We start from the raw sequence: 21,738 nt of genomic DNA, 5'->3' as shown, positions 1-21,738 counted from the left end.
CAAACGGAACGGCCGGCGCGAAGCCGGCCGTCGACACGGAGTATGCGCGCTCAGCGCGTGCCGCGCACGCGACGCAACTCGTCGTAGATCAGCAGCACTGCGCCGACCGTGATCGCGGAGTCGGCGAGATTGAACGCCGGGAAGTGCCACGCACCGAGGTGGAAGTCGAGAAAGTCGATCACGTGACCGTAGATGAGCCGGTCGATCACGTTGCCGAGCGCGCCGCCGAGGATCATCGCGAGCGACAGGCTGAACAGTCGCTGCTGGCCGTGGCGGCGCAGCAGGAAGCAGATCACGAGCGTCGCGCCGATGCCGAGCGCGGTGAACGCCCAGCGCTGCCAGCCGCTCGCGGTCGACAGGAAGCCGAACGCGGCGCCGCGGTTGTACACCAGCACGAGGTTGAAGAACGACGTCAGCGCGTGCTGCGCGCCGTACGCGAACGTTTTCAGGATCGCGATCTTCGACAGCTGGTCGAACAGGATCACGATCAGCGAAATGCCGAGCCAGGGCGCGAGCGCGCCGCTGGCCGGTTTCGACACGGTTTTTGCCATGGTTTAAGCAGCGCTCCGGATTTCGCCGTTTTCAAACAGGTTCGAGAAGCAGCGGCCGCACAGCGTCGGATGGTCGGCGTGCGCGCCGACGTCTTCGCGGTAATGCCAGCAGCGTTCGCATTTCTGGTACTTCGAAGCCGCCACGTCGATGCTTTCCTGCGCGTCGTCGTCGACCTTCACGACCGTCGCCGCCGACGTGATCAGCACGAACTTCAGGTCGTCGCCGAGGCTCGTGAGCGCGTCGTAGCGCGCGCCGCTCGCATGCACGGCCACTTCGGCCTGCAGCGACGAACCGATGCGGTTCGCGGTGCGGGCTTCCTCGAGCGCCTTCGTCACGTTGCCGCGCACGTCGCGCAGCAGCGCCCACTTCTCGATCAGCGCGGCCGAGCCGGCGACTTCCGGATACGCGTAGTACGTTTCCGTGAACACGGTGTCGCTCGCCGGCTGGAACACCTTCCACGCTTCTTCCGCCGTGAACGACAGGAACGGCGCGAGCACGCGCAGCAGGCCATGTGCCAGGTGGTACAGCGCGGTCTGCGCGGAGCGGCGCGCACGCGAATCGGGCGCGCTCGTGTACAGGCGATCCTTCAGCACGTCGAGATAGAAGCCGCCGAGATCCTCCGAGCAGTACGTCTGCAGCTTCGCGACGACCGGGTGGAATTCGTACTTCTCGTAGTGGCCGAGCAGTTCCGTCTGGAGTTGCGCGGAGAAGGCGACCGCGTAACGGTCGATCTCGAGCCATTCTTCCACCGGCACCGCGTGCTGCGCGAAGTCGAAATCCGACAGGTTCGCGAGCAGGAAGCGCAGCGTGTTGCGGATGCGGCGATAGCCTTCCGTCACGCGCTTCAGGATTTCCTCGGAGATCGCGAGCTCGCCCGAGTAGTCGGTCGATGCGATCCACAGGCGGATGATTTCCGCGCCGAGACGGTTCGCGACTTCATGCGGGTCGACGCCGTTGCCGAGCGACTTGCTCATCTTGCGGCCTTCGCCGTCGACGGTGAAGCCGTGCGTGAGCAGGCCCTTGTACGGCGCGCGGCCGTCGATCATCGATGCGGTCAGGAGCGACGAGTGAAACCAGCCGCGGTGCTGGTCCGAGCCTTCGAGGTACAGGTCGGCCGGGAACTGCAACTGATCCTTGTGCGAGCCGCGCAGCACGTGCCAGTGCGTCGTACCCGAGTCGAACCATACGTCGAGCGTGTCGCGGTTCTTCTCGTACAGGTTCGCGTCGTCGCCGATCAGCTCGCGCGGGTCGAGCGACTGCCACGCCTCGATGCCCGACTGCTCGACGCGCTTCGCGATTTCCTCGAGCAACTCCAGCGTGCGCGGATGCAGCTCGCCGGTTTCCTTGTGCACGAAGAACGCCATCGGCACGCCCCACTGGCGCTGGCGCGACAGCGTCCAGTCGGGACGGTTCGCGATCATGCTGAACAGGCGCTGCTTGCCCCACGACGGGTAGAACGCGGTCGCATCGACACCTTCGAGCGCCGTTTCGCGCAGCGTCTTGCCGCCGTCGCGCGGCGTCACGTCCATGCCGGCGAACCACTGCGACGTCGCGCGGTAGATGATCGGCGTCTTGTGGCGCCAGCAGTGCATGTAGCTGTGCGTGTACTTCTCGCTGCGCAGCAGCGAGCCGGCCGCGTTCAGCGCCTCGACGATCTTCGGGTTCGCGTCCCAGATCGACAGGCCGCCGAACAGCGGCAGCGATTCGATGTAGCGGCCGTCGCCCATCACCGGGTTGATGAAGTCCGAATCGGTCATTCCGTGCGCCTTGCACGACATGAAGTCTTCGATGCCGTAGGCGGGCGACGAGTGCACGACGCCGGTGCCGGTGTCGGTCGTCACGTAGTCGCCGAGGTAGACGGGCGCGGTGCGCTTGTAGCCGGGGTGGGCCGACGCGAGCGGGTGGTGGAAGCGCAGGTTCGCGAGCTTCACGCCCGGCGCGGTCGCGACGACGCGGCCGGTCAGCTTGAAGTCGGTCATGCAGGCTTCGACGCGTTCTTCCGCGATGATCAGCAGCCCGCGCTCGGTGTCGACCAGCGCATAGACGATTTCCGGATGGAGGTTCAGCGCCTGGTTGGCGGGAATCGTCCACGGCGTGGTGGTCCAGATCACGATGCCGCCCTCGGCGCGCGGCAGCGCCGGCAGGCCGAATGCGTGCGCGGTCTTTTCCGGTTCCGCGAACGCGAACATCACGTCGATCGTCGGGTCGGTGCGGTCCTTGTATTCGACTTCCGCCTCGGCGAGCGCCGAGCCGCAGTCGAAGCACCAGTTCACCGGCTTCAGCCCGCGATACACGTAGCCCTTCTCGATGATCTTGCCGAGCGCGCGGATTTCTTCCGCCTCGTTGACGAAGTTCATCGTCTTGTACGGGTTCGCCCAGTCGCCGAGCACGCCGAGGCGCTTGAAGCCGACCTTCTGCTTTTCGATCTGCTCGGTCGCGTACGCGCGCGCCTTGCTCATCACTTCGGCCGCCGGCAGCGACTTGCCGAACTGCTTCTCGATCTGGATCTCGATCGGCATCCCGTGGCAATCCCAGCCCGGCACGTAAGGCGCGTCGAAGCCGGCCATGTTGCGCGACTTGACGACGATGTCCTTCAGGATCTTGTTGACCGCGTGACCGAGGTGGATGTCGCCGTTCGCATACGGAGGGCCGTCGTGCAGGATGAACTTCGGCCGGCCCTTGCTCGCCGCGCGGATCTTCTCGTAGATGCCGCGCTCTTCCCACTCCTTGACCCACTGCGGCTCGCGCTTGGGCAGGTCGCCGCGCATCGGGAACGGCGTGTCGAGCAGGTTGACCGGATACTTGGCCTGCGGTTTCGAATCGGCTTTCTTGTTGCTCATGATGGGATCGCTATCAAATCGGGGGACGCTCGTGCGTCGTGAATCGGGGATGCGCGCGGTCGGCGGCGCGAGGAGGGCGGCGCGGGGCGCCGCCGGCCGGATCAGCTAATTCGGTCGGTCGCGGACGTCGAGAAGCCGGTTGCACGGCTGCCCGGCGCGCGGTCGCGCTCGATGAAGTACGCGCGCGCATTGGCGACGTCCAGCGCGATCGCGCGCGACAGCGCCTCGAGATCGTCGAACTTCGCCTCGTCGCGCAGCTTCTTCAGGAATTCGACGCGGATCAGCTTGCCGTACGCGTCGCCGTGCCAGTCGAGCAGGTGAACCTCGAGCAGCACGCGGCCCGAATCGTCGACGGTCGGGCGCAGCCCGAGGCTAGCGACGCCCGGCAGCGGCGCGGGGCCGAGGCCGTGCACCTGCACGACGAAGATGCCCGCGAGCGCCGGCCGCTTGTGCGCGATCGGCAGGTTCAGCGTCGGGAAGCCGAGGTCGCGGCCGAGCTTGAGCCCGTGCGCGACGTGGCCGCTGATCGCGTAGCCGTGGCCGAGCGCCTGCGCGGCCGCATCGAGATCGCCCGCGCCGAGCGCGGCGCGCACGCCCGAGCTGGAGATGCGCGTGCCGTCGCTGCCGGCGACCGTGCCCATCTGCTCGACCTCGAAGCCGTACTGTTCGCCGGCGGCCTTCAGCGTGTCGAAGGTGCCCGCGCGCTTCGCGCCGTAGCAGAAATCGTCGCCGACCATCATCCAGCGCGTGTGCAGCCCGCCGACCAGCGTGCGTTCGACGAACGCCTGCGGCGACTGGCTCGCGAACGTATGGTTGAAGTGTTCGACGACGACGCGGTCGACGCCGTGATCGCGCAGCGCTTCGAGCTTGTCGCGCAGCATCGCGATGCGCGGCGGCGCGCCGGCCGGATTGAAGAATTCGCGCGGGTGCGGCTCGAACGTCATCACGCACACGGGCAGGCCGCGCGCGTCCGCTGCCGCGCGCACGCGCGCGAGCAGGGCCTGGTGGCCGCGATGGACACCGTCGAAGTTGCCGATCGTCAGCGCGCAAGGCGCGCGGCTTTCGGCGTTGGGCAGGCCGCGGAAGACTTTCACGATAGCGGATGCAGCGTCGGGGAATGGGCGGTGGGATGCCGCAAAGCAGAAGATTATAAACGTTCGGGCGGCCCGGCGGCCGAGAAGGGGGGAAACGCGAGGGCGAATGGTAAAATTCGCGGATGAAAAAACTCGTGATACTGATTTCCGGTCGCGGCAGCAACATGGAGGCCATCGTCCGCGCGTGCGCGCAGGAACGCTGGCCGGCCGAGATTGCCGCCGTGATTGCCAACCGGCCCGATGCGGCCGGCCTGGCTTTTGCCGCGTCGCACGGGGTGGCGACCGCGGTGGTCGACCATCGGTCGTTCGACGGCCGCGACAGCTTCGATGCGGCACTCGCCGCCGAAATCGACCGTTTCGCCCCCGATCTCGTCGTGCTGGCCGGCTTCATGCGTATCCTGACGCCCGCTTTCGTCAGACGATACGAGGGCCGGCTGCTGAACGTCCATCCGTCGCTGCTGCCGAGCTTCAAGGGCATCCACACGCACCAGCAGGCGCTGGATGCCGGCGTCGCGCTGCACGGCGCGAGCGTGCATTTCGTCATTCCCGAACTCGACAGCGGCGCGATCGTCGCGCAGGGCGCGGTGCCCGTGCGCGCGGGCGACGACGCGGCCGCGCTCGCGCGGCGTGTGCTGACGGTCGAGCACGTGCTGTATCCGCGTGCGGTGCGCTGGTTCGTCGAGGGGCGCCTGCGCCTCGAGAACGGGCGGGCAGTGGTGGCGCCGGAAGAGGCGCGCTGGATTTTCGCGGATCAACCGCATACCGAAACGAGCGAGGGCGTATGAAGCTGCACGGATTCCTGATTGGCCAGACCGAGACCTTGCTGGCCGAGGTGCTGAAATTCGCCGGCCCGGCCGACGCGACGACGAGCCGGTTCTTCCGCGCGCATCCGAAACTCGGCCACGCCGAGCGCGGCGTGATCGCCGAGGCGGTGTTCGCGGTACTGCGCCGCAAGATGGAGTTTTCGCATCTCGCCGAGAGCGGCACGGGCAGCCCCGCGCGGCGCCTCACGCTGCTCGGCCTGATGCAGACGCTCGGCCGCAACGCGCTGAAGCCGTTCGTGTCCGACACCGAGGCCGCGTGGCTCGAGCACGTGTCGAAGATCGATCCGGCGAGCCTGCCGGTGCGCGTGCGCACGAACCTGCCGGACTGGATCTACCAGGCGCTGTCGGCCCGTTTCGACGCCGACGAGCTCGGGCAGCTCGCCGCCGCGCTGAACTACCCGGCGCCGCTGGACCTGCGCGCCAATGCGCAGAAGGCGACGCGCGACCAGGTGATCGACGCGCTGCGCGCGAACGGCATCGACGCGGGCGCGACGCCGTTCGCGCCGTACGGCGTGCGGGTCGTCGGCAAGCCGGCGCTCACGCGCCTGAAGCTGTTCGAGGAAGGCCAGATCGAGGTGCAGGACGAAGGCAGCCAGCTGCTGTGCTCGCTCGTCGCGCCGCGTCGCGGCGAGATGGTCGTCGATTTCTGTGCGGGCGCCGGCGGCAAGACGCTCGCGCTCGGCGCGATGATGCGCTCGACCGGGCGCCTGTACGCGTTCGACGTATCGGAAAAGCGTCTCACGAAGCTGAAGCCGCGCCTTGCGCGCAGCGGTCTGTCGAACGTGAATCCGGTGCTGATCGACAGCGAGCACGATGCGAAGATCAAGCGGCTCGCCGGCAAGATCGACCGCGTGCTGGTCGACGCGCCATGCAGCGGCCTCGGCACGCTGCGCCGCAATCCCGACCTCAAGTGGCGCCAGACGCGCACGTCGATCGACGAGCTCGCGCCGAAGCAGGCGTCGATCCTCGCGAGCGCGGCGCGTCTCGTGAAGAAGGGCGGCCGCCTCGTCTACGCGACCTGCAGCGTGCTCGACGCGGAGAACGAAGCCATCGTCGAGCAGTTCCTGGCCGACCATCCGGAGTTCGTGCTGGTCCCCGCGCAGAAGGTGCTGGCCGACCAGCGCATCGAAATCGAAACCGGCGACTACCTGTCGCTGTGGCCGCACCGCCACGCCACCGACGGCTTCTTCGCCGCGGTGCTGGAACGGCGCCCGCAGTAACGGCAGCGCGCACGGATGATGCAGAATCGTCTGCTGTCGCACCGGCTCGCGTCGGTCATCCGCGACTTCAACCAGCCGGTGATGATCTGGCAGGCGGCGATCCTGGTCGGCGCGCTGTGTTTCGCGTGGGTGGCCGCGCGCTTCGTGCACGGCCGCATCGACGCACGCCGGCGGGTTGCCGGCCGCGTGCCGGGCGCCGGCGCGCAGAGCCTGAAGCGCGCGCTGTTCCCGTTGTTCGGCGGGCTGTTCGTGCTGGCGGCCCAGCTCGCGTTCGACCCGTTCATGTCGACGTCGCTGCTGTCGCTCGCGCTCGTGCCGCTGTTCGGCATCGGGCTCATCTACGTGCTGTTCTTCTTCGCGCGGCGCGTGTTCGCGCGCGACGGCCACACGCATGCGTGGTTGTCGGTCGTCGAGAAGATCGTGTCGGTGATCGTGTGGGCGGCGATGGTGTTTACCGTGCTCGGGATCCAGTCCGACGTGATCGCGTGGCTCGACAGCGTGCAGTTTCGCGTCGCGAATGCGCACCTCACGCTGCTGTCGGTGATTTCCGGCGCGCTGTGGGTGTGCGTGACGCTGATGGTCGCCATGTGGCTCGGCTCGGTGCTCGAGGAACGCCTCGCGCGCTCGAGCACGCTGGATGCGAACCTGAAGGTCGTGCTGTCGCGGGTCGGCCGCGCGCTGCTGGTGTTCGCGGCGATCCTGATCGGGCTGTCGCTCGTCGGCATCGACGTGACGGTGCTCGGCGTGTTCGGCGGTGCGCTCGGCGTCGGTCTCGGCTTCGGGCTGCAGAAGATCGCGAGCAACTACGTATCGGGCTTCATCATCCTGCTCGACCGCTCGCTGCGGCTCGGCGACGCGATCAGCGTCGGCGGGCTGCAGGGCATCGTCACGCAGATCCGCACGCGCTACACGGTCGTGCGCGGCCTCGACGGCAACGAGACGCTGATCCCGAACGAGAAGCTGATCACCGACGTCGTGCAGAACCAGTCGTCGTACCTGACGCGCGGTTACGCGAAGGTCGCCGTGCAGGTCGCCTATACGAGCGACGTCGAACACGCGCTCACGGTGCTCGCCGAGGCCGCGAAGGGCGTGCCGCGCGTGCTCGCCGAGCCGGCGCCGGCGCCGTACCTGGTCAGCTTCGGCGCGGACGGGATCGACCTGGAGCTCGGCTTCTGGATCGAGGATGCGGCGAAGGGCACGTCGGGCGTGCGCTCGGCGGTGAACCGCAACATCTGGCGGCTCTTCGGCGAGCACGGGATCTCGATTCCGTTCCCGCAGCGCGAAGTGCGCGTGGTCGGCCTGCCGGGGGAGTTTGCCGCGACCGGCGCGGTGGCCGACGGCGTACCCGTGGCCGGCAGCGGCCTGGCCGACGGGCAGGCGTCGACCGCTTAGGCGCGTCGCGCCGGCGCGAACGGGCCGAATCGGCGCCGTCGGGCGGCCAGAACCGGATCGCGGGGCTTTCCGGGTCCGTCGATGGACTGTCCGCGTTGCTTCATGACAAGAAAATATTCATTTTTTACAAAGACTTGGAACGGTTGAAGTAAAATTCCGGTCTACACGCGGTATGCTTTCATTTTTCTGACGCTTGCGCGAGCCGGCGTCGCTCTCATCACAGGTAACTGCCTTGTTGAATTCCCTGCTCGATTTTCTTTCCCACGGGCTCCTGCGTTTTTCGTGGTGGCAGGTCGCGCTGTTCGCGCTGGCCGTCACGCACGTGACGATTATCGGCGTGACGGTCTATCTGCACCGCTGCCAGGCGCACCGCGCGCTGGAACTGCATCCGATCGCGAGCCACTTCTTCCGCCTGTGGCTGTGGATGACGACCGGCATGCTGACGGGTCAGTGGGCCGCGATTCACCGCAAGCACCATGCGAAGTGCGAGACCGAGGAAGATCCACACAGCCCGCAGACGCGCGGCATCTGGAAGGTGTTCCTCGAAGGCGCGGAGCTGTATCGCGCGGAAGCGAAGAACGAAGAGACGATGCGCAAGTTTGGTCACGGCACGCCGAACGACTGGCTCGAACGCAATCTCTACTCGAAGTATCCGATTCTCGGCATCAGCATGATGATGGTGATCGACGTCGCGCTGTTCGGCGTGATCGGCCTCACCGTGTGGGCCGTGCAGATGGTCTGGATTCCGTTCTGGGCGGCTGGCGTTGTCAACGGCTTCGGTCACTTCTGGGGCTATCGCAACTTCAACTCGGCCGATGCGAGCACGAACCTGTTCCCGTGGGGCATCGTGATCGGCGGCGAAGAGCTGCACAACAACCACCACACGTTCGCGACGTCGGCGAAGCTGTCGAACAAGTGGTACGAGTTCGACATCGGCTGGATGTACATCCGCATCATGTCGGCTTTCGGTCTCGCGAAGGTGAAGAAGGTCGCGCCGACGCCGCGCCTGAACAAGCCGAAGACGGTGCTCGACCAGGAAACGCTGCAGGCCGTGCTGTCGAACCGCTACGAAGTGATGGCGCGCTACGGCAAGGCCGTGAAGCGTGCCTACCGCCAGGAGCTCGCGCACCTGAAGGAGCTCGGTTCGAGCGAGAAGTACCAACTGATGCGCGGCGCGCGCAAGTGGTTCCACAAGGATGCCGACGGCCTCGACGAGCCGCAGAAGAAGCTGCTGCCGGAGATCTTCGCGAACAGCCAGAAGCTGCATACGTACTTCCAGCTGCGCCAGGATCTGGCCGCGATCTGGGATCGCTCGACCGCGTCGCGCGAACAGCTGCTCGCGCAATTGCAGGATTGGTGCCATCGCGCGGAACAAAGCGGCATCAAGTCGCTGCAGGAATTCGCGACACGCCTGCGTCGCTACGCCTGATTCGAAATCGATTAGAATCTCAGGACGTCACAAACCCCGCGTTGGCGGGGTTTTTTCTTTTGGGCGGCCGGTTTTCACGGGACGACCGGACGTGCCGGAATTCGTATGAGGCTTGGGGCAGCACCGACGTGGCACCCCGGGGGCGAGCGTAGGGGATAGGGCCGAAGTAGGTGCTGAAGCGCTGACTCGGGTCGACCGCGAAGCATGGGACCGGAGTAAGCGCTGAAGGGCTGACTCGGGTCGACCGCGAAGCATGGGACCGAAGTAAGCGCTGAAGCGCTAACTCCGGTCGACAGGAGATATGGAGATGCAATCGACGATCAAATCCGTCGAGTACGACCGGCCGGTCTCGGCAGGGACCGTTTGTGGCGTCGGGCAGGCATGGGCCAAAGTGCCGGATGCACCGTCCGCCGAAGAACGCGCCGCACTGAAGGCGCGCATCAAGGCGCTGCTCGTGCGTGAAAAAGCCGTGCTGGTCGCCCATTACTACGTCGACGCCGAATTGCAGGAACTGGCCGACGAAACCGGCGGCTGTGTCGCCGATTCGCTCGAAATGGCCCGCTTCGGCCGCGATCACGATGCGCAGACGCTCGTCGTCGCCGGCGTGCGCTTCATGGGCGAAACCTCGAAGATCCTGAGCCCGGGCAAGCGCGTGCTGATGCCCGATCTCGATGCGACCTGCTCGCTCGACCTCGGTTGTCCGGTCGATGAATTCTCCGCGTTCTGCGATGCGCATCCCGACCGAACCGTCGTCGTCTACGCGAACACCAGCGCCGCGGTTAAGGCGCGCGCCGACTGGATGGTCACGTCGTCGATCGGCCTCGAGATCGTCGCCGACCTGCATGCGCGCGGCGAGAAGATCATCTGGGCTCCCGACCGCCATCTCGGCAGCTACATCCAGAAGAAAACCGGCGCGGACATGCTGCTCTGGCAGGGTTCGTGCCTCGTGCACGACGAATTCAAGGGCATCGAGCTGGACCTGCTGCGCGCCGAATATCCGGACGCGAAGGTGCTGGTTCACCCCGAGTCGCCGGAAAACGTCGTCGCGCAGGCGGACGTCGTCGGCTCGACGACGCAGCTGATCGACGCAGCCGTGAAGTTCGACGCGAAGCACTTCATCGTCGCGACCGATCTCGGCATCCTGCACAAGATGCAGCTCGCGGCGCCAGGCAAGACCTTCATCGCCGCGCCGACGGCCGGCAACAGTGCGACCTGCAAGAGCTGCGCGCATTGCCCGTGGATGGCGATGAACGGCCTCGCGAATCTCGCCGACGTGCTTGAGCGCGGTCACAACGAGATCTTCGTCGATCCCGCGATCGGCGAACGTGCACGTCTGCCGATCGACCGGATGCTCGATTTCGCGGCCGCGCACAAGAAACGCGTGCAGGCGAGCGGCGATCTGCAGCGCGACCAGCAACTGTTTGCGAACGTGGGGGCGGCATAATGAACAGCCCCCACGCTCACGTTCGTTCGCTGCTCCTCGAGGGGGCGGCCACCGTCCTTGGAGGCGGCCCGGCGGAAGGCGGCATGACCACGGCAGTCTCGCCGCTGTTCGACAGCGTTCGTGCGCAATACGGCGCGGCCTTCGACGAAGCGATCGCGCGCAACGTCGCCGATGCGATCGCCGAAGACGTCGGCACTGGCGACCAGACCGGGCGGCTCGTGCCGGCCGGCGAGTGTCGCCATGCGCGCATCATCGTGCGCGAAGAAGCGGTGTTGTGCGGCGTGCCGTGGTTCGAGGCCGTCATCGCACGGATCGATCCGTCGATCGTCGTGCAATGGCGCTATCGTGAAGGCGACCGGATGTCGCCGGATTCGACCGTCTGCGAACTCGAAGGGCCGGCGCGCGCACTGCTGACGGCCGAGCGCAACGGGCTGAACTTCCTGCAACTGCTGTCCGGCGTGGCGAGCGCGACGCGCCGTTACGTCGATCGTGTCGAAGGGACGCGCGCGAAGATTCTCGATACGCGCAAGACGCTGCCGGGCCTGCGGCTCGCGCAGAAGTACGCGGTGCGGGTCGGCGGCGGCGAGAACCAGCGTCTCGCGCTGTACGACGGCATCCTGATCAAGGAAAACCACATCGCGGCAGCGGGCGGCGTCGGCGAGGCGCTCGACGCGGCGTTCGCGCTCGAGTCGGGCGTGCCCGTGCAGGTCGAAGTCGAGACGCTCGCGCAGCTCGACACGGCGCTCGCACACGGCGCGCAGTCGGTGCTGATCGACAACTTCACGCTCGACATGATGCGCGAAGCGGTGCGCGTGGCGGCCGGCAAGGCCGTGCTCGAAGTATCGGGCGGCGTCAATTTTGATACGGTGCGCGCGTTCGCGGAGACGGGCGTCGACCGCATCTCTATCGGCGCGCTGACGAAGGACGTGCGCGCGACCGACTACTCGATGCGGATCGTCAACTGATCGCAAGTCATGCCGTCTGACGAAAAAAGCCGCTGGCGCGAAACGCCAGCGGCTTTTTTTCGGGTACGGCAGCCCGGAGACGGGCGTGCCCGATCAGCGTCGCGCGCGCGGCGTGAGCACGCTCGGCAGCGCCTTCGGCAGCGTATGCGGCCAGTCGCGGCTATAGTGCAGCCCGCGGCTTTCGCGGCGCGAATACGCGCTCTTCACGATCAGCGTCGCGACGTCGACGAGATTGCGCAGTTCGAGCAGGTCGCGCGTCACGCGGAAGTTCGCGTAGTACTCGTGGATCTCGTCGCGCAAGAGCGACAGTCGGTGCTTCGCGCGTTCGAGGCGCTTGTCGGTGCGCACGATGCCGACGTAGTTCCACATCAGGCGGCGCAGTTCGTCCCAGTTGTGCGCGACGACGACTTCCTCGTCCGCATCCGACACGCGGCTTTCGTCCCAGGCGGGCAGTGTGGCCGGCGTGTCGGCATCGTAGCCGGCCGCCTCGATCGCCTCGGCCGCCGCGCGGCCGATCACGAGGCATTCGAGCAGCGAGTTGCTCGCGAGCCGGTTCGCGCCGTGCAGCCCCGTGTACGACGTTTCGCCGACCGCATACAGGCCCGTGAGATCGGTGCGCCCCGCGAGATCGGTGACGACGCCGCCGCACGTGTAGTGCGCGGCCGGCACCACGGGAATCGGCTGCTTCGCGATGTCGATGCCGAATTCGAGGCAGCGCGCATGGATCGTCGGGAAATGTTCACGCAGGAACGCTTCCGGCTGATGGCTGATGTCGAGATACACGCAGTCGATCCCGCGCTTCTTGATCTCGAAGTCGATCGCGCGCGCGACGATGTCGCGCGGCGCGAGTTCGGCGCGCGGATCGTGCGCCGGCATGAAGCGCGTGCCGTCGGGCAGCTTCAGCAGGCCGCCTTCGCCGCGCACGGCCTCCGAAATCAGGAACGACTTCGCGTACGGGTGGAACAGGCAGGTCGGGTGGAACTGGATGAATTCCATGTTCGACACGCGGCAACCCGCGCGCCACGCCATCGCGATGCCGTCGCCGGTCGCCGTGTCGGGGTTGGTGGTGTACAGGTAGACCTTGCCCGCGCCGCCGGTCGCGAGCACCGTGTGCGGCGCCTCGATCGTGATCGTGCGGTCGTTGTCGACGTCGAGCGCATACAGGCCGTGACAGCGGCGGCCGGGCAGGCCGAGCCGGTCCGACGTGATCAGGTCGATCGCGTGGTGGTTTTCGAAGAAGGTGATGTTCGGATGCTGGCGCGCGCGCTCGGACAGCGTCGCGAGCACCGCATGGCCGGTTGCGTCGGCCGCGTGAATGATCCGGCGGTGACTGTGGCCGCCTTCGCGTGTCAGGTGGAAGCCGAGTTCGGCCGCATCGTCCTTCGTGAACGGCACGCCCTGCGAGATCAGCCATTCGATCGCTTCGCGACCGTGTTCGACGATGTAGCGCGTCGCGCCTTCGTCGCAGAGTCCGCCACCGGCGACCAGCGTGTCGTCGACGTGGTTCTCGATGCTGTCCGCGGAGTCGAGGACGGCTGCGATGCCCCCCTGCGCGTTATCGCTCGCGCCCTCCATCATCGAACGTTTCGCGATCAGCGCGACACGTCGCGTGCTGGCCAGGTTGAGTGCGACCGACAGCCCTGCCAGGCCGCTGCCGACGATCGCCACGTCGAATTTCATGCTGCATCTCCATCGTTACGCTTTAGATCTTGTGCGTTCCGTCGGCCGTGGCCGCGGAAAGGGGAGAGCATACCGCGTCGGGCCCATACGTGCGCGCAAAACAAAAAGCCCCGCATGTGCGGGGCTTTTTGGTCGCCGTCAGGCTGGCAGAAACCGGAGATTACTTGATCTTGGTTTCTTTGTATTCCACATGCTTGCGGACGACGGGATCGAACTTCTTGATCGCCATCTTTTCCGGCATGTTGCGCTTGTTCTTCGTGGTCGTGTAGAAGTGACCCGTACCAGCGGTCGACTCGAGCTTGATCTTGTCGCGTGCGCCTTTTGCCATGATTGTGCTCCTTGGGCTTAGGCTTCGCCGCGTGCGCGCAGGTCAGCGAGCACGGAATCGATGCCGTTCTTGTCGATCAGGCGCAGGCCGGCGTTCGAAACGCGCAGGCGCACCCAGCGGTTTTCGCTCTCAACCCAGAACCGGCGGTTTTGCAGGTTCGGGAGGAAGCGGCGCTTCGTCTTGTTGTTTGCGTGGGAAACGTTGTTGCCGCTCATCGGCGCTTTCCCAGTTACTTGGCATACGCGTGCCATGAGAGCACTCCTAATACGCTAAATTCGGGGTTCGATCGCCGATGAAGGTTCCATCGTACCGCCACGTGATCCATGGCTGCACTCAGAACGCCGAAGCCCTTACAGACAAGGCCCTTCGATGGCTAGAACTGGTTGGAAAAAAGACAGACGACGATTCTAGCAGAAAAAGTTCAGAAAAATCAAACCCAATTTCGCATCGTCGTTGCGGCGGCCCCGGGGCGGGTCGCCGGGCCACAGTCTACAGCCAACCGGCGCGTGCGAACGAAAATGTATCGGCGGTGCCGACGACGACGTGATCGAGCAGCTTCGCGTCGACGAGCTGGAGCGCTTCATGCAGGGCGCGCGTGAGCCGGCGATCCTCCGCGCTCGGCTGCACCGCGCCGGACGGATGGTTGTGCGCGATGACCAGCGCGGCGGCATTCAGCGTCAGCGCGCGGCGCACGATCTCGCGCGGATAGACGGCCATCCGCGTCAGCGAGCCGCGTGCGCTTTCTTCCACGTCGATGAGGCCGTGACGGGCATCCAGATACAGCGTCACGAATACTTCGTACGGACGCGTGCCGATCGTCAGTCGCAGATAGTCCTCGACCGCGCCCGGCGAATCGATCTGCACCCGCACGCGCGCCTTTTCGGCCAGCGCGCGCCGCGTGATCTCGGTCACGGCGATCAGCAGCGCCGAGCGCGCTGCGCCGATGCCGGGGTGCGTGGCGAACACGTCGGGCTCCGCGTCGAGCATGTCGCGTAGCGAGTTGCCGAACCGCGCGAGCAGTGCGCGCGCGCTGTCGAATACGTCGAGGCCGCCGCCGCCGGTGCCGAGCAGCAGCGCGATCAGCTCCGCATCGGTCAGCGCGGCCGGCCCGCGTTCCAGCAGCCGCTCGCGCGGCAGGTTCGGTTGCCAGTTGCGCGGGCGGCGCTTGCGCGGCCGGACGGGGGCCGTGCGGCGGGCCGCAGCGGCCGGGGCATCGGCGGTATCGCGACATTCGGTCGCCGCGACGGCGAGGCAGGATGACGGCATGCTCGAACTCCATTGGCGGCGGGGCGTGCGCGCGACCTCGTCGCACTTTCAGCCCTGCGCGCTCAGGTGACTTACAATATTGGCTTTGCGCCGGGCCTTTCGGCCCATCTCGGGCGCCGACGAACACGAGTAATTCATGAGCCTCATCGATCTATCCGAAGTGAAGCCCGGTTCCCATGTCACGCTGCATTACCGGCTTGCACTGGCCGACGGCGCCGATATCGTCAACACGTTTTCCGACAAGCCCGCCACGCTGCTGCTCGGCGCGGGGCAACTGGCGCCGTCGCTGGAACAGATTCTGATCGGGCTCCGGGTCGGCGACCACTCGACTTTTCAGCTAACGCCCGAACAAGGGTTCGGCCCTCGCAATCCCGACATGCTCCAGCGCGTGACGCTGTCGACGCTGCGCGAGAACGGGATGGTCGGCGACGATTTCACGCCGGGCGAGCTGATCGAGTTCAACGCGCCGGACGGCGGCCGCTATGCAGGTGTGCTGAAGGAAGTCAGCGAAACCTCGGCGCTGTTCGACTTCAATCATCCGCTCGCGGGCCAAGCGCTCACGTTCGAAGTGAAAATCATCGGAATCCTGTAATCATGAGCCCCACCGATACGCTGTCCGGACAGTCCGTCGCCGCCGATGCCGAAATCCTGCTGGCCCAGCCGCGCGGTTTCTGCGCGGGGGTCGACCGCGCGATCGAGATCGTCGAGCGCGCGATCGCGATGCACGGTGCGCCGATCTACGTCCGTCACGAGATCGTCCACAACAAGTACGTGGTCGAGGATCTGAAGAAGAAGGGCGCCATCTTCGTCGAGGAACTCGAGGAAGTGCCGGCAGGCAATACCGTGATCTTCAGCGCACACGGCGTGTCGAAGGCCGTGCGCGACGAGGCCGACGTGCGCGGGCTGCGCATTTACGACGCAACCTGCCCGCTCGTCACGAAGGTGCACGTCGAAGTGGCGAAGATGCGCCAGGACGGCGTCGACATCGTGATGATCGGCCACAAAGGCCACCCGGAAGTCGAAGGCACGATGGGGCAGGTCGAGCGCGGCATGCATCTCGTCGAAAGCGTCGAAGACGTGCAGAAGCTGCAGCTCGCGGACCCGGAGCGTATCGCGCTCGTCACGCAGACGACGCTGTCCGTCGACGATGCGGCGGAGATCATCGGCGCGCTGAAGGCGAAGTATCCGAAGATTCGCGAGCCGAAGAAGCAGGACATCTGCTATGCGACGCAGAACCGCCAGGACGCGGTGAAGTTCATGGCGCCGCAGTGCGACGTCGTGATCGTCGTCGGCAGCCCGAACAGCTCGAATTCGAGCCGCCTGCGCGAAGTGGCCGAAAAGCGCGGCGTGCCCGCGTACATGGTCGACGCACCCGACCAGATCGACCCGGCATGGGTTGCCGGCAAGCGCCGCATCGGCGTGACGGCAGGCGCATCGGCGCCCGAAGTGCTCGCCCAGGCCGTGATCGCGCGGCTGCGCGAACTCGGCGTGCACCATGTCCGCGCACTCGACGGGATCGAGGAAAACGTGTCGTTTCCGCTGCCGCGCGGGTTGAACCTGCCGCCTGCTGCCTGATTGCCGCATCGCACCTGCGACACACCAGAAGCGCGCCTCCCGGCGCGCTTTTTTTTGCGCCGCATCGCTCCTGTCGCAACCATTATTCACATTAATGGTGCAACCCGGTTGCTATGCCGTTGCTCAAGCGTCTCTCAAAATTGGTTGCAATGCAGGAAAACCCCATCGAATCAGGATTATTGGCGTCCTATAAATGGAGTTACAATGCGCCCGTTTTCAAGCCGGAATGGCTTTGAAATCGGGTTTTGGCAAGGCGCGGGAGACCTACTCGATGCATGTGAAGTTGGCTTACGCCATGTCCGTCGCCGCACCGGTTGCAATGCTTGCCGGTTGCAGCAAAAAGAGCGACGACGGGGCGGGCAGGGAGACTGCGGCACACGCAGAACCGGCGGCCAGCGACGTGCGCGCTGCCACGACCGGTGGTGCGGTGCTGTCGGCGTGCCGCATTGCGCAATCGGACAGAGACAAGGATAACGGGGCACGTTTGGCGATCGAGGAATTCAACGCGCAAGGCCCGAAGTTCGGCATGCAGGCGGCACGGCACGCAGTACTCGCCGGCGACGCCGCGGCCAGCCGGGTAACGGGCACGCGAGTGGCCCGACAATGCGCTGCCGGCCGTGATGCGGCCGCGGCGGGGCACGTCGGTCGACGGACGCCCGGGTTTCGGGGCAACGCAGGCAACGTGCAGATGTCGCTGATCCCCATTCATTTCGATTCGACGAAACAGCATGTCGCCGCGTCCCGTCGCGTTGCGGCAGGCGCGCTGTTTCACTCGACGGATTCCGATGGACTCCTGACGAAAGTCGGGTGCCGTCTTCGCGGTGCCGGTAACGGCGTCGCGCGGGCGGCGGACGGCGCGCTTGCGAAGCAGGCGCAGGCGTCCGGCATCGGAGCGCAAACCCTTGGCGGCAATGGCATGTGCGCCGCCAAGGTGGTCGAGCCCGCGGACGACGCGGCGCGGAACCTGATCTGCCCGGTTGCGGGTTGCATCGCGGCCCGGACGGAAAAAGGCACGGACTTCGGGAAACCGGACGACGGCCGTTTCGGCACGCAGCCCTACGACTTCAAGGAGGCCCAGTACACCGTCCTCGATGTCGTGACGATTTAGCGACGGGACTCATGATGGCACCGGAACAGTGCGGTGCCGTTTTTGTATCCGCTCCGGCGGCAGGTCCGGCCGTACAGGCCGGGCGGCGCGCGCCGGGACGATCCACCCTTACCGGTATCGACTAGTACCCGCAGTGTCGCCGAGAAGGCGCGATTCCTCGCTTACCCGCGGGGCGCAACGTCCTCCGGCAGCACGGGCCAAGGAGCTTTAAATGGATATCTTCGTCCAGCAGATCCTCAACGGGCTGGTGCTCGGCAGTGTGTACGCCATCATCGCGTTGGGCTACACGATGGTGTACGGCATTCTCGGCATCATCAACTTCGCACACGGCGACGTGCTGATGATCGGTGCGATGGTCGCGCTCTCCGCGATCACCGTGCTGCAGAACCACTTCCCCGAACTCGGCAACGTCGCGACGCTGACGATCGGTCTCGGCATCGCCGCAGTCGTCTGCGCATTCCTCGGCTTCGCGATCGAAAAGGTCGCATACCGGCCGCTGCGCCGCGCGCCGCGCCTCGCGCCGCTGATCACCGCGATCGGCGTGTCGATCCTGCTGCAGACGGCCGCGATGATCATCTGGTCGCGCAACCCGCTGCCGTTCCCGCAACTGCTGCCGACCGATCCGATCAACGTGATCAAGGCCACCGACACGACGCCGGGCGCCGTGATCTCGGTGACCGAAATCGTGATCATCGCGGTGGCGTTCATCGTGATGGCGGGCCTCCTGCTGCTCGTGCACAAGACCAAGCTCGGCCGCGCGATGCGCGCGATCGCGGAAAGCCCGAATACCGCGAGCCTGATGGGCGTGAACCCGAACTTCGTGATCTCGGCGACGTTCATGATCGGCTCCGCGCTCGCCGCGCTGGCCGGCGTGATGATCGCGTCCGAATACGGCAACGTGCACTTCTACATGGGTTTCATCCCCGGCATGAAGGCGTTCACGGCAGCGGTGCTCGGCGGGATCGGCAACCTTGGCGGCGCCATGGTCGGCGGCGTGCTGCTCGGCCTGATCGAGCAGCTCGGTGCGGGCTACATCGGCAACCTCACGGGCGGCGTGTTCGGCAGTAACTACCAGGACGTGTTTGCATTCATCGTGCTGATCATCGTGCTGGTGTTCCGTCCGTCGGGCCTGCTGGGCGAACGTGTCGCGGACCGCGCGTAACGGAAGGGGAGCAAACAACATGACATCCATTCAACCGATCGAATCGTCGACGTCGCTCGTCGAACAGCGCAACACGGCCAAGACCGTCGCCATCGGCATCCTGACCGCGGCCCTCGTGATCGCGGCACCGATCGTGATCGGCTCGGCTGGCGGCAACTACTGGGTCCGCGTGCTCGACTTCGCGATGCTGTACGTGATGCTCGCGCTGGGCCTGAACGTGGTGGTCGGCTTCGCCGGCCTGCTCGACCTGGGCTACATCGCGTTCTACGCGGTGGGCGCGTACACCGCGGCATTGCTGAGCTCGCCGCACCTGACCACGCAGTTCGAGTGGATCGCGAACCTCGCGCCCGGCGGATTGCATCTGCCGTTCCTGATCATCGTGCCGATCGCGATGGCGCTGGCGGCGACCTTCGGGATCCTGCTCGGCGCGCCGACGCTGCGCCTGCGCGGCGACTACCTGGCGATCGTCACGCTCGGCTTCGGTGAAATCGTCCGGATCTTCATGAACAACCTCGACCGTCCGGTGAACATCACCAACGGCCCGAAGGGGATCACGGGCATCGATCCGGTGCACATCGGCGGCTTCAGCCTCGCGCAGACGCATACGCTGTTCGGCTTCCAGCTGCCGTCGGTCTACCTGTACTACTACCTGTTCGTGCTGTGCTCGCTGCTGGTGATCTGGGTCTGTACGCGTCTGCAGCACTCGCGTATCGGCCGTGCCTGGGCGGCGATCCGCGAAGACGAAATCGCCGCGAAGGCGATGGGCATCAACACCCGTAACGTGAAGCTGCTCGCGTTCGCGATGGGCGCGTCGTTCGGCGGCCTGTCGGGCGCGATGTTCGGCGCGTTCCAGGGCTTCGTGTCGCCCGAGTCGTTCACGTTCTGGGAATCGATCGTCGTGCTGGCCTGCGTGGTGCTCGGCGGCATGGGCCACATCCCGGGCGTGATCCTCGGCGCGGTGCTGCTCGCGATCTTCCCGGAATTCCTGCGCTCGACGATGAGCCCGCTGCAGCACGCGCTGTTCGGTCACGACATCGTCGATACCGAAGTGATCCGTCAGGCGCTGTACGGCCTCGCGATGGTGGTCATCATGCTGTACCGCTCGGAAGGCCTGTGGCCCGCGCCGAAGCATGAGGACAAGATCGCGAAACTGGCGAAGCGCAACAGCAAGAAGCCGGTGCGCGCTTAACCAACGGATAAGGGGATAGACACATGAGCGACAAGCAAATCCGACTGTCCGTGCAGGGCGTGAACAAGCGCTTCGGCGGGCTGCAGGCGCTGTCCGACGTCGGCCTGCAGATCCGCGAAGGCGAGATCTACGGGCTGATCGGCCCGAACGGCGCCGGCAAGACCACGTTCTTCAACGTGATCACGGGCCTCTACACGCCGGACTCCGGCGACTTCAAGCTGGACGGCACGAACTACACGCCGACGGCCGTGCACCAGGTCGCGAAGGCGGGCATCGCACGTACGTTCCAGAACATTCGCCTGTTCGGCGGGATGACCGCGCTGGAAAACGTGATGGTGGGCCGCCACGTGCGCACCAAGCACGGGCTGCTCGGCGCGGTGTTCCAGACGCCGGCCGAACGCCAGGAAGAACGCGAGATCAAGGAACGTGCGATCGAGCTACTCGAGTACGTCGGCGTGCTGCAGTACGCCGACTACACGTCGCGCAACCTGTCGTACGGCCACCAGCGCCGTCTCGAAATCGCGCGCGCGCTGGCCACCGACCCGAAGCTGCTCGCGCTCGACGAGCCGGCGGCCGGGATGAACGCGACCGAGAAGGTCGAACTCACGCGCCTGCTCGACAAGATCCGATCGGACGGCCGCACGATTCTCCTGATCGAGCACGACGTGAAGCTCGTGATGGGACTGTGCAACCGGATGACGGTGCTCGATTACGGCAAGGTGATCGCCGAGGGTCTGCCGCAGGACGTGCAGAAGAATCCGAAGGTGATTGAGGCATATCTCGGCGCAGGGGTGCACTGATGGCAGCGGCAATGTTGAAAATCAAGGGCTTGCAGGTCAACTACGGCGGCATCCAGGCCGTCAAGGGCGTTGACATGGAAGTCCGTCAGGGCGAGCTCGTGACGCTGATCGGCGCGAACGGTGCCGGCAAGACCACGACGATGAAGGCGATCACGGGTCTCAAGGCGTATTCGGCGGGCGACATCGAGTACGACGGCAAGTCGATCAAGGGCGTGCCGTCGCACGAGCTTCTGAAGCGCGGCCTCGCGATGGTGCCGGAAGGCCGCGGGATCTTCGCGCGGATGTCGATCATCGAGAACATGCAGATGGGCGCGTATCTGCGCAACGACAACGATCAGATCAAGAAGGACGTCGAGCGGATGTTCGGCTTCTTTCCGCGCCTGAAGGAGCGGGCGTCGCAGCTCGCGGGCACGCTGTCGGGCGGCGAGCAGCAGATGCTGGCGATGTCGCGCGCGATTCTCTCCAAGCCGAAGCTGCTGCTGCTCGACGAGCCGTCGATGGGCCTGTCGCCGATCATGGTCGAGAAGATCTTCGAAGTGGTGCGCGAGATCTCGAAGGAGGGCATCACGGTGCTGCTGGTCGAGCAGAACGCACGCCTCGCGCTGCAGGCCGCCGACCGCGGTTACGTCATGGACTCGGGCACGGTCACGATGGAAGGCGACGCGAAGCAGATGCTCGACGATCCGAAGGTGCGGGCCGCGTATCTGGGTGAATGAGCAGGCCCGGCGGCGCGCGGCGGCGGATCCGGGCGCGTCGCACACGGGCTTTCGAAAAGCTGTCACGGGATGCCGTGACAGCTTTTTTTTCGCGTCGCGCGATTCGAGCCGAACTTGTGCATGCGGGCGGGACTCCATTCGACTGTTGCGCCGC

20 protein-coding genes are annotated in these 21,738 nt (G+C 65.9%); 13 read left to right on the top strand and 7 right to left on the bottom strand.

What is annotated here, in order from left to right; all coding sequences use genetic code 11:
• Positions 1-50: 50 nt before the first annotated feature.
• The 3 genes from lspA to DCN14_RS27985 form a co-directional block, all read right to left on the bottom strand.
• Positions 51-551: a signal peptidase II gene (gene lspA, locus DCN14_RS27995; RefSeq protein ID WP_096502337.1), complete on the bottom strand. Its 501-nt coding sequence runs from the start codon at positions 549-551 to the stop codon at positions 51-53.
• Between the two features lie 3 nt (positions 552-554).
• Positions 555-3,392 (bottom strand): isoleucine--tRNA ligase, encoded by a 2,838-nt coding sequence (gene ileS, locus DCN14_RS27990; RefSeq protein WP_096502335.1) that lies wholly within the window; start codon positions 3,390-3,392, stop codon positions 555-557.
• A 101-nt stretch (positions 3,393-3,493) separates the two neighbouring features.
• Positions 3,494-4,486, bottom strand: a complete 993-nt coding sequence (locus DCN14_RS27985) for a bifunctional riboflavin kinase/FAD synthetase (RefSeq protein WP_096502333.1) — start codon at positions 4,484-4,486, stop codon at positions 3,494-3,496.
• Between the two features lie 122 nt (positions 4,487-4,608).
• On the opposite strand from DCN14_RS27985, the gene purN reads away from it, so the two are divergent.
• From purN to nadC, 6 genes are all read left to right on the top strand, one after another.
• Positions 4,609-5,271: a phosphoribosylglycinamide formyltransferase gene (purN, locus tag DCN14_RS27980; RefSeq protein WP_096502331.1), complete on the top strand. Its 663-nt coding sequence runs from the start codon at positions 4,609-4,611 to the stop codon at positions 5,269-5,271.
• Positions 5,268-6,530, top strand: coding sequence for an RsmB/NOP family class I SAM-dependent RNA methyltransferase (locus DCN14_RS27975; RefSeq protein ID WP_096502329.1), 1,263 nt, complete (start codon positions 5,268-5,270; stop codon positions 6,528-6,530). The genes purN and DCN14_RS27975 overlap by 4 nt, the downstream gene beginning before the upstream one ends.
• 15 nt (positions 6,531-6,545) lie before the next feature.
• Positions 6,546-7,922, top strand: a complete 1,377-nt coding sequence (locus DCN14_RS27970; protein WP_096502327.1) for a mechanosensitive ion channel domain-containing protein — start codon at positions 6,546-6,548, stop codon at positions 7,920-7,922.
• Between the two features lie 232 nt (positions 7,923-8,154).
• Complete coding sequence (locus DCN14_RS27965; protein WP_096502325.1) at positions 8,155-9,351, top strand: acyl-CoA desaturase; 1,197 nt, start codon at positions 8,155-8,157, stop codon at positions 9,349-9,351.
• A 307-nt stretch (positions 9,352-9,658) separates the two neighbouring features.
• Entirely contained in the window at positions 9,659-10,795 is a 1,137-nt protein-coding gene (nadA, locus tag DCN14_RS27960) for a quinolinate synthase NadA (RefSeq protein WP_096502508.1), read from the top strand.
• A gap of 83 nt (positions 10,796-10,878) precedes the next feature.
• On the top strand, positions 10,879-11,760 hold the full coding sequence (nadC, locus tag DCN14_RS27955) for a carboxylating nicotinate-nucleotide diphosphorylase (protein WP_096502323.1): 882 nt from the start codon (positions 10,879-10,881) through the stop codon (positions 11,758-11,760).
• 93 nt (positions 11,761-11,853) lie between these two features.
• Here nadC and nadB read toward each other — a convergent pair whose 3' ends face one another.
• The 4 genes from nadB to radC form a co-directional block, all read right to left on the bottom strand.
• The gene (nadB, locus tag DCN14_RS27950) at positions 11,854-13,440 is read right to left on the bottom strand and encodes an L-aspartate oxidase (protein ID WP_096502321.1); all 1,587 of its coding nucleotides are present in this window, start codon (positions 13,438-13,440) and stop codon (positions 11,854-11,856) included.
• 160 nt (positions 13,441-13,600) lie between these two features.
• On the bottom strand, positions 13,601-13,768 hold the full coding sequence (rpmG, locus tag DCN14_RS27945) for a 50S ribosomal protein L33 (protein WP_006478046.1): 168 nt from the start codon (positions 13,766-13,768) through the stop codon (positions 13,601-13,603).
• Between the two features lie 17 nt (positions 13,769-13,785).
• Positions 13,786-14,019 (bottom strand): 50S ribosomal protein L28, encoded by a 234-nt coding sequence (gene rpmB / locus DCN14_RS27940; protein WP_004186391.1) that lies wholly within the window; start codon positions 14,017-14,019, stop codon positions 13,786-13,788.
• A gap of 238 nt (positions 14,020-14,257) precedes the next feature.
• Positions 14,258-15,034: a DNA repair protein RadC gene (gene radC / locus DCN14_RS27935; RefSeq protein ID WP_096502319.1), complete on the bottom strand. Its 777-nt coding sequence runs from the start codon at positions 15,032-15,034 to the stop codon at positions 14,258-14,260.
• 136 nt (positions 15,035-15,170) lie between these two features.
• On the opposite strand from radC, the gene DCN14_RS27930 reads away from it, so the two are divergent.
• The 7 genes from DCN14_RS27930 to DCN14_RS27900 all read left to right on the top strand — a co-directional run bounded on the left by DCN14_RS27930 (position 15,171) and on the right by DCN14_RS27900 (position 21,584).
• Positions 15,171-15,626 (top strand): peptidylprolyl isomerase, encoded by a 456-nt coding sequence (locus DCN14_RS27930; RefSeq protein WP_014896285.1) that lies wholly within the window; start codon positions 15,171-15,173, stop codon positions 15,624-15,626.
• Between the two features lie 2 nt (positions 15,627-15,628).
• The gene (ispH, locus tag DCN14_RS27925; RefSeq protein WP_096502317.1) at positions 15,629-16,609 is read left to right on the top strand and encodes a 4-hydroxy-3-methylbut-2-enyl diphosphate reductase; all 981 of its coding nucleotides are present in this window, start codon (positions 15,629-15,631) and stop codon (positions 16,607-16,609) included.
• A gap of 271 nt (positions 16,610-16,880) precedes the next feature.
• A complete protein-coding gene (locus tag DCN14_RS27920) occupies positions 16,881-17,717 on the top strand; it encodes a branched-chain amino acid ABC transporter (protein WP_096502506.1) in 837 nt (278 codons plus the stop codon).
• Between the two features lie 211 nt (positions 17,718-17,928).
• A complete protein-coding gene (locus DCN14_RS27915) occupies positions 17,929-18,879 on the top strand; it encodes a branched-chain amino acid ABC transporter permease (RefSeq protein ID WP_096502315.1) in 951 nt (316 codons plus the stop codon).
• A gap of 19 nt (positions 18,880-18,898) precedes the next feature.
• Complete coding sequence (locus tag DCN14_RS27910) at positions 18,899-20,068, top strand: ABC transporter ATP-binding protein (RefSeq protein ID WP_096502313.1); 1,170 nt, start codon at positions 18,899-18,901, stop codon at positions 20,066-20,068.
• A gap of 23 nt (positions 20,069-20,091) precedes the next feature.
• Positions 20,092-20,868: an ABC transporter ATP-binding protein gene (locus tag DCN14_RS27905; RefSeq protein WP_027785192.1), complete on the top strand. Its 777-nt coding sequence runs from the start codon at positions 20,092-20,094 to the stop codon at positions 20,866-20,868.
• Positions 20,868-21,584, top strand: coding sequence for an ABC transporter ATP-binding protein (locus DCN14_RS27900; protein WP_096502311.1), 717 nt, complete (start codon positions 20,868-20,870; stop codon positions 21,582-21,584). Before DCN14_RS27905 ends, DCN14_RS27900 begins: the two co-directional genes overlap by 1 nt.
• Positions 21,585-21,738 lie beyond the last annotated feature (154 nt).

It is taken from the genome of Burkholderia sp. IDO3 (assembly GCF_003366075.1).
Taxonomy (GTDB): domain Bacteria; phylum Pseudomonadota; class Gammaproteobacteria; order Burkholderiales; family Burkholderiaceae; genus Burkholderia; species Burkholderia anthina.
Note: the sequence above shows the minus strand (reverse complement) of the source record. Positions and strands in the feature narration are given on the sequence as shown.